Annotated in this window: 7 protein-coding genes and 2 pseudogenes; all 9 read right to left on the reverse strand. The window is 61.2% G+C overall.

Translation table 11 applies throughout. The features are described from left to right. Positions 1-333: 333 nt before the first annotated feature. A pseudogene (locus C8C98_RS06555) lies at positions 334-657 on the reverse strand (FosX/FosE/FosI family fosfomycin resistance thiol transferase); the annotation flags it as partial. 605 nt (positions 658-1,262) lie between these two features. Next, positions 1,263-1,361, reverse strand: a pseudogene (locus tag C8C98_RS22015) (DUF2130 domain-containing protein); the annotation flags it as partial. 200 nt (positions 1,362-1,561) lie between these two features. After that, a complete protein-coding gene (locus C8C98_RS06565) occupies positions 1,562-4,018 on the reverse strand; it encodes a nuclease-related domain-containing DEAD/DEAH box helicase (protein ID WP_233574660.1) in 2,457 nt (818 codons plus the stop codon). A gap of 22 nt (positions 4,019-4,040) precedes the next feature. Further along, positions 4,041-4,595, reverse strand: coding sequence for a DUF1016 N-terminal domain-containing protein (locus tag C8C98_RS21870; protein ID WP_199726560.1), 555 nt, complete (start codon positions 4,593-4,595; stop codon positions 4,041-4,043). A gap of 38 nt (positions 4,596-4,633) precedes the next feature. Continuing rightward, on the reverse strand, positions 4,634-6,469 hold the full coding sequence (locus tag C8C98_RS06575) for a DEAD/DEAH box helicase (protein WP_199726561.1): 1,836 nt from the start codon (positions 6,467-6,469) through the stop codon (positions 4,634-4,636). 259 nt (positions 6,470-6,728) lie between these two features. Next, on the reverse strand, positions 6,729-8,387 hold the full coding sequence (locus tag C8C98_RS06580; protein WP_233574470.1) for a methyl-accepting chemotaxis protein: 1,659 nt from the start codon (positions 8,385-8,387) through the stop codon (positions 6,729-6,731). A gap of 493 nt (positions 8,388-8,880) precedes the next feature. Further along, positions 8,881-11,073: an alpha/beta hydrolase domain-containing protein gene (locus C8C98_RS06585; RefSeq protein ID WP_233574471.1), complete on the reverse strand. Its 2,193-nt coding sequence runs from the start codon at positions 11,071-11,073 to the stop codon at positions 8,881-8,883. A 182-nt stretch (positions 11,074-11,255) separates the two neighbouring features. Then, positions 11,256-12,893 (reverse strand): methyl-accepting chemotaxis protein, encoded by a 1,638-nt coding sequence (locus C8C98_RS22170; RefSeq protein ID WP_147436337.1) that lies wholly within the window; start codon positions 12,891-12,893, stop codon positions 11,256-11,258. Between the two features lie 502 nt (positions 12,894-13,395). Next, a complete protein-coding gene (locus C8C98_RS06595) occupies positions 13,396-14,379 on the reverse strand; it encodes a glycerophosphodiester phosphodiesterase family protein (RefSeq protein ID WP_121453609.1) in 984 nt (327 codons plus the stop codon). Positions 14,380-14,484 lie beyond the last annotated feature (105 nt).

Raw genomic sequence — 14,484 nt, forward strand, 5'->3', positions numbered from 1 at the left:
CGCGATTGTGGCGCAATTCAGCAAGAACGAGGCGCGATCGTTGAAATCGCGCCAATCACGGCCCTATCAAGCCCCCTGCGCAAACGAGGCGTGCGCCAGAAGGCCCTGCGCGGTCTGCTCAAGTCCGACGCGGCGAATGTTGAAGGCCAAATTGGCCTCTAGCGCAATAGAAATAGGCGCAGACAGCTATCAAAAACGCAGCAAAAACCGCTTCCGCATCCGCGCTTCACCCGTTTTGCGGCGTTATTCACCGCACAGAACGCGGCGATTAGAAACAGCGCACCGACCTGACGGCAATGCCGCAGGCCTAACCCCCACCGCCTACCTCAGCACCTACCCCTGCGCATACCGCGCCAACCGCTGCTCCAGCGTGCCGGTGTGCAGCTCAAACAGGTGGTTGTCAAAGTCGTAGAAGTACAGCGACTGCCCCTCGCCCTCCACCCGTGGGCGGGGCGGCTTCACCTCTGCGCCCAGCGCCCGCAGCCGCGCCTCGCAAGCGGGCAAATCCTCGTCAGCCACGGCAAAGGCAACGTGGCGATAGGTGCGTTCAGCCGATGGTTCCCCCTGCATGAACGCCAGCCACAGCCCGCCCAGCAACACAAACTTCTCGCGCGAGAGCGAGAAGTTGCGGCCCTGGCTGTCGTACACCGCTTGGGATGTCCTGCATGACCCTCGCGAGGCGGTGATAGTGCGGATCGGGATGGGCCACAAGGCGTCTTTTTGCAGCCAATAGCCCAGCTATTGGCAAGAAAAGCAACGCAGTGGACCGCCCGAAGCCGTGCTGTCAGCGTCCGCAGGGAGTTATGCAGGACATCCCATTGCGCCCAGGCCTTCGCAGAACAGGCGGGCGGTGCGGTCTACGTCGCGGACGATGAAGGTGAGGTGGCTGAGGCCGAGGATGGGGGGCGGTTGCCATGGGTGGGGTGCCAATGCTCATCAAGGTGGAAGAAATGGGTTGTAGCGCAATCGCGCTGTGTTGAGCGACAAGCATGCTCCGCACTACACAAAACAGGCATCCACCATGCATTTAAACCATTGTTTTGATTCAGTTTTCGGTAAAAAAGCAGAAAACACAAAACATACCGAAATGCGCAACTTCAGCCCTTCCATCACATATGCCTTCATGCCAAACACGCCAGCGAGGCCCAGTCGTGGGCGCGCTTCTTCCAAAAGCGACAGGCCAGCGCGATTTGGTGACGAAAGGAACCATGCGCATCGCCTTTTTCCCGCTCGGCCAGCTCCAGCCGCTCGAGCGACTGCTACTCAAACTCGCCATCGCGCACCTGCTTGAGGACGTCGGCATACCCCGCCTCGTCAACCTTGAAGGCTTTGCTGCAGTGGGGGCAGATGATTTCGTGCATGGGAGATTGGGGCTTTTCTCGCTGGTTTGGCTAGTTGCTGCTTGAGCATACTGGCGCCTATCAAAAGGGTAAAAGACCTTGAGAACTGCAATTAGTGATACGAGCATGTAACTTGTTGAAGTTGCCAAACAAGATGCCCTACTATTTTGGACTTGGTTGGTACGAGTTATCGCAGGGTTTCCTATCAAAATAATATTCGACTACTCGGACTGAGTCTTGGAAATAGGTTTGTAGACGCCTTTGCTTACTTTTTCAACTAGCTTTCGATTGTTGTAGCAAACTGATAGTGCACGATCAATCAGAATCTTCCATTCCTTTTGAGATAGTCCTTCAGGTGGTGTGTAACTGCTATATGTCCTTTGCGCTAGAGCAGTAGCGTCGATTGTTTTATTTTCCGAAAGCAACACTATATGCGAATAGACAAATGCCATCGCAGCCCTATAGACGCCTGATCCAAAATTAACACTCGAATTCAGTACTCCATCTCTCCGGGAATTCTCATTCGCATATTTTGCAAGCGCGACGGCGGCCAGCGAAAGAGGAAGGTTTTTTAATTGCTCTGCCGTTCTGACATTGGGTGGTAGAGAAGTAACAATATCCAGTTCACGAAGTTTTTCAATGAGATCTGGTTGTGGCATCAAGGTGTTAACATGGAATCCACTGCAAAATAAACATAAGCAAGGCCTCTGAACTATTCTTTTTTGCGGAGTCACCTTGTTACAGGTTTCACACCGCAATGTTTCAAGAGGGTTGTAGAAATTCAAATATTGTTGATCTTCAGGTTGATAAAACTCAACTTCCCGGATTGCTTCCTCGGACCAAATAAAAACTGGCCACGGGTGATGCATTAGCAAATAATCCATCCATAAGTCCGCCAAAACACGTAATTTTCCTCGCGCAATTAGCCACCCACCCCAGGAGGAACACCACCCGATATCAATGGTATTAAACGGGTACCACTGAGGTTTCAGATTAGTGTCGAGCACGCCACGGGTTTGGGCGCTTTGATAAGCAATCTGCGCATCTTTTGCATTTCTAGGCGAGCTGAGAATAACTTGCTGAAATCCGGACTCAGGTGCTTTTGCACCCAATGTTTCCGCGTCATAGAGGGCTATACATACGCTCGTTGCCCTGGAATACGCGCTGAAAAGCTCTAGATCATCCATCTTCTCTGCGTGGCATATGACAACAACGGATGCCTCAAGCCCTCTAAATCGCGAAACTGTTTCAAATATTCCATTGGCTTGTTTTCCTGGCGTTTGCCAACCAAACTTTGAAAGCACTGCAATATCTGACGAACTGAGCCCTGTCCTTGCCAGTTCGGAGAGAGTTGTCATGAGAGCCTCGTCCATGTTTACAACTAGCTTCTCTTGAAGTGAGTCCAGTTCCAACTCTCTGGGGGAATATGTTTGATGATTGGGTGGTCGAACTTCCCGCAATCTGTCAAATATCGCTTTGGGAGAGCGAAGTGGAATAGTCAAAACAAAGGGTTGTGGAATATTCAGCTCATGGCACAAATCGTTCAGAGAGATTCGATCTCGCTCAAATGAGAAGACTTGTGTGGCATCGCAAAATACCGCAATTTCACCCTCATGCCATTGGCATATGGAATTTATCCAGTCAGCTCGAAATGTCTGAGCCTCATCGATAAGCATAATGTCGTAGTGGGGCGTGTTTTTTTGGTTAACTGCTTCTTTGAAGTCGCGTAGACAACCTGCTTCAAGCCAATCATCACTTCGTTCACCTTCCTTTCTATTGGAACGAGCAAACTTTGCGCAGAAACTATGCCAAGTGAGCACAGTTAAATTTACGTTATCACCTAGTTGGGTTTGTACATGCTCAGACAAAAGTTTATTGAAGGTTAAGAATAGAACTTTCTTGCCTTCAGATAATTTTTGCCGAGCAACTTCAGTTGCAATAATGGTTTTTCCCGTGCCAGGCCAGCCAGTAACCAGCGACCTGAATTTTTTGGCGGTTGCATTTACGACTACCGTTTGTTCCGCTGTTAGCTTTAACCACATTTTCTTATCATAGGCAACGCGAGATCCCCATTGCGGAGTTCCATCGAAGTCCGGGCAAATTGCATCAATAATCTTCTGCAATCGATTTGTACCCAAAGCTTTTTGTTTCAAGGCGCCGAACCAATACTCCATGATTTCATTGACGCGACTAGCAAGTTCTGAAAAATCTTGCCTATCTACAAAAATTTTTTGTGGAGGATTAGTTGTCACATCCGTGAGCGCAGTACTTACGAGTGAATCGTTAAAATCGCTGTTAGGAAATATCAATCCATAATGAATTTTCCAGCGCAGAGAAGGGTCTGCACCAAGCCAAGTAGCAAGGCCGTGAATATTTTTCCGCACTTGGGAAATTGGCGATATGGAAAAATTCTTGGTTGTGTGAACAAATTTGAGGCCCTGAACTTTGTATTTCCCTCCCTTCACTTCGAGCGCCAAAATTCCTAGTCTTGCATGCAAAACGAGAAAATCAATTTCACCTGTCGGTGCACTATTACCATTGATTTCCGTGGCAGCCGCAGCGAGCCATGGGAGGCTATGGATGACCGTAAAATCATCTGATAAGCCTCTTTTTAAAAGATAGTAAACAGACACTTCCGCTGAGCTTTCCGTGTCTTGCGGTCCGTCCGCAGGGATCATTCTTGCCAAGATATTTTTCTTTCTATTTGCTAAATATCTGCCCAAAAGCACCATTCCGACTCAAGCAACTACCAACCTCTGCGTTGTCCGAGTCGCCGCCACATAAAACACCCGCGCCGCTTCCTTCTCGCGCGCCCCCGGGCGCAGGCATATGCCTCACGCCGGGTAGCGCCACCACGGGGAATTCCAGACCCTTGCTAACCCTCATGGTCATCGCATTGATCTTGTTGCTGATGGGGTCAAAGTCGCCAGAGCCCAGCCGGTTCTCTACCGGCAGCTTGCGTTGCGCCAGGAAGCAGGCTCTCAGGTCGCGCGTTTCGGTGTCTGCGCGCAGGACGAGCATTTCGCCGCACGCATTGCCCGTCGCATAGAGATCACGCACCAGATGGCTCCAGCTAACTTGTCGCGACAGCGTCGCGCCAATCTCGCGCTGCGGGAAGGCCAGGGCAAACTGCACCATGCGGCGCAGGTTGCGGGCGTCAAAACCTCGGCCAAACTCTCGCGAGAGCTGTAGGCTCAGTTGCTCCAGCAGTTGGCTACCGTAGGCGTTCCGTCGCAGGCCGTACGAGCAAGACAAGGCGGGAAAACAACGCCAAGAGGTTGTGTTGGCAGCTCTCAAACGCACCCCAGCACCAACCTCTGCGTAGCCCTGGTCGCCGCCACATACAACACCCGCGCCGCCTCCCTGCGCGCCAGCATCTCAGCCTCTGACAGCGCCTGCGCGCTCTCTCCCGCATCGGTAGCCTCTGCCCCCAGCCGCTCCACCCCCGGTATCGCCACCACCGGAAATTCCAGCCCCTTGCTGACCTTCATGGTCATGACCTTCACGCTGTTGGCCAACGGGTCATAGTCGCCCGGCCCCAAGCGGTTTTGCACGGGCACGCCGCGTTTGGCGAGGGTGCTGGCGCACAGGTCGCGCGCCTTGGTATCGCGGCACAGCACAGCCATGTCGCCCCAGGCAAAGCCGTCCGCATGCGCGCCTTGCAGCAGCTCGGCGATCTTGGTGGCCTGCTCAGGCAGGGTGGGCAGGTTGATGACGATGGGCTCGGGGCCGTCGCGGCCGCAGCTCACGGGTTTGACGAGGGGGATGCCGTCGTCGTCGCGGTCTTCGGCGGTGAGCAGGTCGCCCGCGATGGCGTTGGCGGTTTGTAGAATCTGCCGCGTGTTGCGGTAGTTGATCTTGAGGATGGTGGTGCGGCCCTGCGCCTGGATGCCCACGCTTTTGAAGCTGAAGTTCTTTTTGCGGCCGCGCTCGTAGATGCTTTGCGCGTCGTCGTACAGCACCAGCAGGCTGTTGGTGGTGGGGTCCACCATTTGGGTGACGAGCTTGAGCCATTCGGGCGCAAAGTCGTGGCCTTCGTCGATGAGCACGGCCAGGTATTGGCCGGTGGGGATGTGGCCCCGGTCCACGCCGGTGATGACGCGCTGGACCATGTCGGCCATCTTGGCGTCCACGCTCTGGTTGTCTGCGGGCAAGGCCTGCCCATAGGCCACCAGCTGGGCGCGGGCCCATTTGTGGAAGTGGACGCAGTGCACGCGATCGCTCAGGCCCTTGGCGGCCATAGTGGCGGCGAGCTTGACGGCCAGCGGCTCGTTGTAGCAGAGCACCAGCACGGGCTTGCCTGCGGCGTGGGCGCGGGCCAGGTATTCGGCGCGGTAGCCCAGCACCATGGTTTTGCCTGAACCCGCCACGCCGTGGATGATGCGGTGGCCGTCGCCCAGGCTGCGGGCCAGTTGCTCTTGCTGCAGGTCCATCACGCGCAGCATGTCGGGCACTTCGGCCTGCATGTCGGCCTCGTCGAACAGGCTGGCCTGCTCAGGGATGCGCACCTGCGGAAAGAGAATCCAGCGCACGCGGTCGATCTGCGGCAGGGTGAGCGTGTGGTAGCGCTCGTAGGGGAACATCTCCCACAGGCGGCTCTGAAAGGCTTCGGGCTCCACGCTGTCGGTCATCTCGTCGCTGCAGATAACGCAGTGGGGCGCAATGGCCTGGCCCAACTGCGCCTCGGTGAACTGCTTGCGCGTGATGTTGGGCAGCACCACGCCGTAGCTCCAGGCAAACACCACTTCGCCCTGGCGGCGGCCATCGGGGTGCACCAGGCGCTTGTCGGCGCGCAGGGCATCGAGCACCGCATGGGCGTAGTTGCGGGCCTGGGCGAAGGGGGACTGAATGATCTTGGGCTCACCGCTGGCGGCGTCCAGAATCGTCCAGTCTTCCTTGTCAGCCTGCACGATGGTGCTCAGGCGGAAGTCTTTGACCTCCAGAATCAGCAAGCCCCGGCTGGGATGCAGCACGATGAAGTCGGGGTGCAGTTGCTGCGGGCCGACGGGCACGTCGTACCAAAGCAGGTAGTCGTCGTCGAGTTTGTCTTCCAGCCTCTCAGCCAGGCGTTTTTCTCCACTGGTCATGCGTGGCAGGCACGCACCCAGGGCTGGTATCAATGTCGCCATGCGGGGGCAGTCTCTCTCTGAATATGTACGCAATTGTTAACGCACTGTAGATTCAGAGAGTGATTTGTGCAACTGCCAAAGCCAGTAGGTGGCTGTAAGATGATATGAATGAATATGGCCCTGGCGCTTATTCAGCAAGCGCAGGCAGCTATATTTTTAGTAGCACCCGCAACCTTCATGGCTGCGAGTGCTACGCAAGGCTTCGACAGGCTCAGCCCGAACGGGTGTTGGCAGGTCTTCAGCCCACCGACGCTACTCACTAACGCAACTGCTTGGGGGCACGGCCAGCAAGCGTTGCGGGGTGCATGGCCGGGCGGTGGGGGGCGGGTTGTGGTGCCTGGGTGGCTTGCTGGGTGGTGGCGTGGCTGGCGTCGAGCTTGAAGACGCGCACCACTTCGGCCAGTTGCTTGGCGCGCAGGTTCAGGGCGTCTGCGGCGTGGGCGCTGTGTTGCACGAGTTGGGCGTTGTCTTGGGTGGTTTGGTCTAGCTCGCCCACGGCGCCGCTAACCTGGGCGATGCCTACGGTTTGGTTGCTGGTGGAGTTGCTGATCTCTTGAATCAGGGTGGCGACCTGGCGCACGTGGCTGACGATTTCGTCCATGGTCAGGCCCACGCCTTCAACTAAGCGCGAGCCGGTGCCTACGGTTTGCACGCTGGCCTGGATGAGGTTTTTGATTTCGCGCGCTGCGGTGGCGCTGCGCTGGGCCAGGCTGCGCACTTCGCTGGCCACCACGGCAAAGCCCCGGCCCTGCTCACCCGCGCGGGCGGCTTCTACCGCTGCGTTGAGAGCCAGGATGTTGGTCTGGAAGGCGATGGAGTCGATGACGCCGATGATGTCGGCGATTTTTTGCGAGCTGGTGGTGATCTCGTTCATGGTGCCGATAACGCCGCGCATGGCGTCGCCGCCGCGCTCTGCCGCGCCCCGGGCGGTGGTGGCGAGCTGGGCGGCTTGCTGGGCGGCTTCGGCGTTGGTGCGCACGGATTCGGTCATGTCTTGCATGGAGGCCGAGGTGCTTTGCAGGTGCTGGGCTTGCTGGTCGGTGCGGTGCGAGAGGTCTGCGCTGCCGCTGGCAATGTCGGACGAGCCCAGGGCGATGGCGTCAGACGCCTGGCGCACTTCAGACACGACTTGCGCGAGGCTGCTTTGCATGCTGGCCAGCGATGCCACCACGCTGGAGGGCGCAGCGGCCGTGTCGACGGTGAAGGACTGCAGGTCGCCCTGGGCCACGCGCTGGGCAATGGCGCCCAGGGCGGTGGGCTCGGCCCCCAGCTGGCGCAAGATGCTGCGCGAGATGGCCACGGCCAGCACGGCGCCGCCGATCAGCGCGACGACCAGTGCGGTGAGCATGATGGGCAAAGAGCCCGCCGCTTGATCTAGCGCTAGGCGGTTGGCGGCCTGCAGGCGATCTTCTTCAAAGTCGATGAGTTTGTTGATGGCGGCCAGCCATTGCACGTACTGGGGTTTGGCTTGCTCCCACAGGGTTTTGCGCGCCGCGACCAGATCGCCCGCTTTGGCTTGGCTGACCACGTTTTGCGTTGTGGCAACCGCCTGGGCTTCGATGGTTTTGATGGCGGCGTACAGGCTGCCCAGCACGGCTTTGTCGGCCGACTGGCCTGCGAGTTTTTCGAGCGGGGCGGCAGAGTCTGCGTAGAACTTGGCCAGCTCGGCGATGAGCGCTACCTCTTTGTCGATTTCTGCGGGGGTGCCAGCCAGGGCGAGGTCGCGCACAGCAATGGCGCGGTCGTGCGCCGAGCCCCGGAAGTTGATGGCGTAGCGCTGGATGAGCGCGTGCTCTTGGCTGTTGGCAGACAGCGCAGATTCGATGATGAGCACCTTCCACACGCCCATCACCGTGACGAGGGCCAGCACGGCGAGGATTAACCCAAAGCCCAGGTACAGGCGTTTGGCAACAGACATTCGGTCAAACATACAAAGGCTCCTTGCCACCAAAACAGACGGACCCGCGCCCGGCGCGCCGGTGGGGCGCAACCCCGGCCCCGCAGGACGCAGGCAGGTGCAGGGCACGGTTTGCAACACTTTGTTACTAACGCGACTCATTATCGGCAGGGCGTGCGCGCCGCTGGGCGGGGGTGCGGTTTGAGCCGGGGCGGTGAAGGGGTTTTGCGACCCTGCCCAGCAGACATCCCGGATTGGTGCACCAACGCACGCCAGCCATGGACGCAGGCGCAAGCCAGGCGCACGGGGGGCGCATTGGGGTCACATTGGGGACCAAAAGGGACTGCAGGGATTACGGAGCAAGCGCGAGGCGCTATTTTATTGATAGCAAATGAATGCCATCAATGACGGCCATGCCCGTGCTGCGGCAGGACACGGGTAGGCCCAGTGGAGGCACCAGGCCAGGCCCCTACCCCTTCAGGGTCGAACCGAACCGGGTTGGCCCGCGACGCGCTCAGGGCAGGCGGGCCAGGGTGCCTGCCTCGGCAGCGCGCACGGCGGCTTGGGCGTCGGCGGGCAGCAGCAGGCGTTGTTGCTCCAGGCGCCAGGCGGCGGCGCGCACGGCGGCGGTGTAGTCGTCTGGCGTGGGGTAGCGCTCTGCGATGGAGGGGCGGGGGTCTTTGCGGGCCAGGCGTTCTGCGCGGGTGGCGGCCAGGCGCAAGGTGCTGCCTTGCTGGGTGCAGATGCCGGAGGGGTTCAGGGGGTCGATGGGGGCGGTGGTCTTGGCGTTCCAGCCCACGTAGGTGGCGCGGGGCACGGCCACGGCGGGCAGGCGCACGGTGCCCAGGGCCAGGCCGTCGGCGTCGGTGCGGGGCACCAGCACGGGGTAGTGGCCCAGCACGGTGGGCAGGCCGCTGGCGCTGTCGGTGCGCCACGATGGGGTGGCGTAGCCCTGGTAGCCCAGCAGCGCACGCAGGCCTTGGTATTGGCCAGGGTAGCTGGTGTGGTCAGCGGGCACCAGGGTGCCGTCGGCAACGGTGGGGTAGTGGCTGGCCGGTGGCTCGGTGCCGTGGCGCACCCAGTCGTTCATGCCGGTGAGCAGGGCGCGCATGAGCGGGCCGACGTAGATGGGCGATGTGGGCAGCAGGCAGCCTGCCTCGGGCTTGGCCAGGGCGTCAAACGCGGCGAAGTGCGGGGTGCCTGCCACCAGGTAGGCGCGCACGTTGGCGGGCAGGGGCAGGTGCTGGGCCTGGGGGTCGGTCACGCTTTGGCTGCCGTGCGATGCCCACATTTCGTATTCCGAGTCGACCTGCATGATGAGCGGGCAGGTGCGGGTGGCGGTGCAGCGTTGCAGCAGGCCGTCGGTGCGGCCGGTTTGCGTGTCGGTGCTGGTGGCGTAGGCCATGGGGAACTGGTCTACGGGGTACAGGTCGTCGCTGTTGGGGCCGGGGTTGCGGGCGGGCTGGGCAAAGCGGGCGTTGGTGTAGCTGCGGCGCCCGCCGGGGATTTGCAGCAGGAGGCCGTCGTACACGGGCCGGTGGTCGGCGCTTTCGTTAAAGCCCAGGTAGACAAAGTCGCGCAGCACGCGGCCTGACTGCGAGATGCCGGTGCCCAGCAGGGTTTGCATGGTGGGCTGGCCGCCTGCAGCCAGGGGGTTGGCGGCGCTGGTGTCGTGCCGCAAGAAGTGGGCAATGTCGCGCAGCGCGGCAAAGCCCAGGCCCATGACCTTGGCACCCCGGGCGGTGTAGGTGAATTCGTAGATGGCGTCTGCCGGTGGATGGGCTGGGCGGGTGATGGCGATGGTCTGGTCGTCCACAAACCGCCATGCCAGGCCTGCGGGCTGGGTGCGCGCGTCTTGCACGCGGGCGCGCACGGTGAGCTGGGCGCCTTCACGCGTGGCGGCGGGGTAGGCGAGCTTGACGGTCTGCTCGGCCTCGGTCTGCTTGGGGGTGAAGACCCATTCGTCGCGTGAGGGGCCGGTGACGCCCGGCAGCGTGGGCACGTTCAGGCCCAACGCAGCGGCGCCTTGGCCGCCGCTGGCGGGCAGGTCGCCCTGCCAGCCGATCCACGCCAGGGTGTAGCCCTGGGCCAGCAAGAAGCCTGCGCCTGCGTCGGCGGGCTCGCTCAGGCGGCCGTAGCTGGTGGGGGCGTCGTCAAACCCGGGGCCGATGAGCTTGCGGCCCCGGTTGGGGGTTTCGATGAGCAGGGTGCCGTTGGGGCGCTGGGGCTGCAGGATGACGACGTCGGCCACGCCGGTGACGCGGCCTGCGGCGTTGCGCGGGGCCAGGGCGATGTCGGCAATGGCGGCGTTGCGCGGGTCTGCGGGGTCTACCGCAAAGGTGGCGCGGGCGGTGATTTTGCGGGCGGTGCCGCGCTCGCCAAAGCTGCGGGCCTGCAGGGCCGGGGCTTCGGTGGCCAGCACCTCAAACTGCGTGACCTGGGCCTGCACGGGGGCTGCGACGCACAGGGCCAGCGCGCCAGCCAGCCAGCCGCCCACCCACAGGCTGGCGAGGGCGTTGCGGGGTGCCAGCCACCGGGCCTGCAAGGTGGCCTGGGGGCGGTGGGCCGTGATGGCAATGGCCGCAGGGGCGGCCATGCGGACAGGTGCGGGCGAAGGAGTCAGGTGGAGGTGCATCGTGAAACCCTTGGGCTGGAACGGGTGGCCGGATGGAATGCCAACGGTGTGGTGGGGCATGGGTGAGGCCATGGTGGGCAAGCTGGGCGGCGCAGGCAATAGGGGCCGACACCGACCCACCAGATGCGCAACGCAAACCCGCCGCATGGTGTGTGGTGCGTAGTGTGCGCAGGGCTGCAAGAGAGATAGGCGGGCGCCATGGCCCGCCCAGTGCGCTGAGCTGCGCCGCAAGCCCATGCGGCCTCAGACCAACATCACGTCAGACGCAGGGTGGGCTCTTGGCCCCGGCCGGGCTGGCCCAGGGCACCAGTGCCCTGGCTTGCGCCCATTTGCGCGCTGGCGCCGGGCACCCGGAACACAGCCACCAGCTCGGCCAGTTGGCGGGCCTGGTCGTTCAGGGCGTTGGCCACGGCGGCCGATTCTTCGACCAGGGCGGCGTTTTCTTGGGTGACCTGGTCGATCTGGGCCACGGCCTGGTTGACCTGGTGGATGCCTGCGCGCTGCTCTTGCGATGCGGCGGTGATCTCTTCAATGATGACGCGCACCTGCTGCACGGCGGCGACGATTTCGGTCATGGTGCTGCCCGCGCGGTCGACCAGGCCCGAGCCTTCGCGCACTTTGTCGGCAGACGTGTCGATCAGGCCCTTGATCTCTTTGGCCGCCTGGGCACTGCGCCCGGCCAGGCTGCGCACTTCGCTGGCCACCACGGCAAAGCCACGGCCTTGTTCGCCCGCGCGGGCGGCTTCCACGGCAGCGTTCAGCGCCAGGATGTTGGTCTGGAAGGCGATGGAGTCGATGACGCCAATGATTTCTGAGATGCGGTTGGAGCTGTCGCTGATGCCGCGCATGGTGTCCACCACGTTGCCCATCACAGCGCCGCCGCGCTCGGCAATGGCGGCGGCGTTGTGCACCAGCTCGCCAGCGCGGTGGGCGTTGTCGGCGTTTTGTGTGACGGTGCTGGTCAGCTGCTCCATGCTGGCGGCGGTTTCCTGCAGCGAAGAGGCTTGTGATTCGGTGCGCGAAGACAGGTCGAGGTTGCCTGAGGCGATTTCGCTGGCGGCGTGGCGGATTTCTTCGGTGCCGTTGCGGATGTTGCCAATGAGCCCCGCCAGGCGGGTTTGCATGGTGTGCATGGCGGCCATCAGGCTGTGTGGGTTGTTGCCCGAGACGGGTACCGCCACCGTGAGGTCGCCATCGGCAATGCGGCTGGCCACGTCACCGGCCTGTGCAGGCTCGCCACCCAGGCTGCCCGTGACGCTGCGGATGATGAGCAGCATGGACGCATGGATGATGCCGCCCAGCACCAGCACGATGGCCAGCAGCTTGGTGATGGTTTTGTAGAAGGAGGCCTGGATGTCGCCCACCAGCACGCCCGCCATGATGTGCCAGTCCCACGCCTTGTTGTAGCGCACGTAGGTGATCTTGGGCATGCGCTCGACCGTGCCGTCAGGCTTTGTCACGCCCGCCTGGTACGAGACAAAGCCCTGGCCGGCCTTCTGGCCCATGGCGGCCAACTCGCGGTAGTAGGCCACGCCGTCGGGGTCTTTGCGGTCGCCCACGTTGGTGCCAATGAGGCTGCCGCCCGTGGGGTGCATGAGCATCAGCGGGGCCGAGTCGATGACGAAGAGGAAGTTCTTGCCGTTGTCAAACCGCAGCTTGGACAGCCGGGCCAGCGCCTGCTCTTTGGCGGCGGGCAGCTCCAGGCGCCCGGCGGCTACTTCAGCGGCGTAAGACTCCACCAGGCTGTAGCCCAGGTCCACCACATGGTTGACGGCGGCCTGCCGCTCGTCGGTGACCACCGAGCGGGCATGGAACGCAGCCCACGCACCGAGCAAGAACAGCCCGAGCCACATCAGGATCAGGGCCAATGTCAGTTTGGTTTTCAGTCGCATAGAGAGGGGGGCCCCAGGGGGACTAGACGGGTTGGAAACAAATCAGGAAAAACGCGACCCGCCGAAGCAGACACCCAGCTAGGAGCCTGTCGGACTTGGAAATCGTCGGCTGCAAATTGACCGCAGCGGTCCATTTTTCACCGTCTTTTTGCCCTATAGCTGGGCTATGGGGCTGCAAATACGGCAAAAACTGTCCTCGCTGGGGCCAACTTTCGCTGATCGACGCTCCAAGCCCGACAGGCTCCTAGGGTTAACACCAATGACGGAATGCGAGAGGCTGGATTGTTAACCAAATCCCGTAACTAAATATTTCCATATGACATTCAAGCAACATTTTTTATTGCGTTCTCAACCCCTTTTGCTGCGCTTCATTGCGCGATAGGGATTGGGCATGGAAAAAGCGGCCAGCGCTTTATACAAAAGCGCTGGCCGCTATAAAAATTGAAGCAAATGGTGCACCAACAGCCCCAGGACCGTAAACCCCTGGGGCGCCCTGGCGGCCTTACTTGCCTTGCACGTACGTATTGCGCGCGGCGACGGCCAGGTCGGGGTAGTTGGCAAACATGCCGTCCATGCCCATGTCCAGGAACTGGCGGAACTCGGTGGCCGCCAGGGTGGCGTCGGCCTGGGCAAAGGTCCAGCCGTGCACCTTCAGGCCAGCGGCGTGGGCCTGGTCGATAAAGGCCTTGGTCAGGGGGTAGGTAGTGTTGTTGATGAGCACGCCCACGCCTTCGGTGAAGCCCGCCACTTCTTGCAGCGTGAGGGTGGTCACACTGGTGCCACCCACCACGCCCATGCGCAGCGAGCCATCGGCCGCCTTGGTAGCCACGCCCAGCAAAATTTGCGGCATTTTGTTGTTCTGCGCGATTTGCTTGGCGCGCATGCTGCGCAAAGTGGCGTCGCTGAAGGATTGGATGAAGAGCTTGCTGCCAGCGTTGTAGCCGTTGGCGTTGAGCGTCTTCAAGATGCCGTCTTCCATCACCGGGTCGGCCTGCTTGGCCTCGGGGTAGATGCCCACTTCGCGGCCCACGGCGTTGCTTTGCTTCTTGGCAAAGTCCACCACCTCTTGGAAGGTGGGCACCGTGAAGGGGTTGGCGGCGCTGGGGGTGAAGCCGGGGTAGCTGGTCTTGCCCGTGCCGGTGGGGATCACCGTCAGGGTCTTGATCTCGGCCAGGGTGAAGTCGGCCACCTTGTAGCCGCCGTTGCGCTGCGCAAACAGCGTGGCCACATTGGTGGTGCGGTTCAAGGTGTCGTCGTGGATGGCGACCAGTGCGCCGTCTTTGGTGATCTGCAGGTCGGGCTCGATGAAGTCGACTCCCATGCGGATGGCCAGCTCGTAGCCACCCAGGGTGTGCTCGGGCAGGTAGCCGCTGGCGCCCCGGTGGGCAATGACCTGGGGCTGTGCGGGCGCGTCATCGCTGCCGCCGCAACCGGCAAGGACCAGGGCAGACAAGCAAACGGCGGCGAGGGAGGTGAGGGCTTTCATGGCGTGATTCCGTGGTGAGAAAAACGCGCGACTCTAGGGACGCACAGTGACATCGCGGTGACATTGCGCGATGGGGCTGACGCCAACCGGACAGGGCGGCGCGGA

This window comes from Acidovorax sp. 106 (assembly GCF_003663825.1).
GTDB lineage: Bacteria > Pseudomonadota > Gammaproteobacteria > Burkholderiales > Burkholderiaceae_C > Acidovorax.

What these genes read in the sequence shown, in the direction of transcription:
- C8C98_RS06595 (WP_121453609.1), bottom strand. Translation starts at nt 14,379, where the DNA reads ATGAAAGCCCTCACCTCCCTCGCCGCCGTTTGCTTGTCTGCCCTGGTC.
- C8C98_RS06575 (WP_199726561.1), bottom strand. Translation starts at nt 6,469, where the DNA reads ATGGCGACATTGATACCAGCCCTGGGTGCGTGCCTGCCACGCATGACC.
- C8C98_RS06565 (WP_233574660.1), bottom strand. Translation starts at nt 4,018, where the DNA reads ATGATCCCTGCGGACGGACCGCAAGACACGGAAAGCTCAGCGGAAGTG.
- C8C98_RS22170 (WP_147436337.1), bottom strand. Translation starts at nt 12,893, where the DNA reads ATGCGACTGAAAACCAAACTGACATTGGCCCTGATCCTGATGTGGCTC.
- C8C98_RS06585 (WP_233574471.1), bottom strand. Translation starts at nt 11,073, where the DNA reads ATGGCCTCACCCATGCCCCACCACACCGTTGGCATTCCATCCGGCCAC.
- C8C98_RS06580 (WP_233574470.1), bottom strand. Translation starts at nt 8,387, where the DNA reads ATGTCTGTTGCCAAACGCCTGTACCTGGGCTTTGGGTTAATCCTCGCC.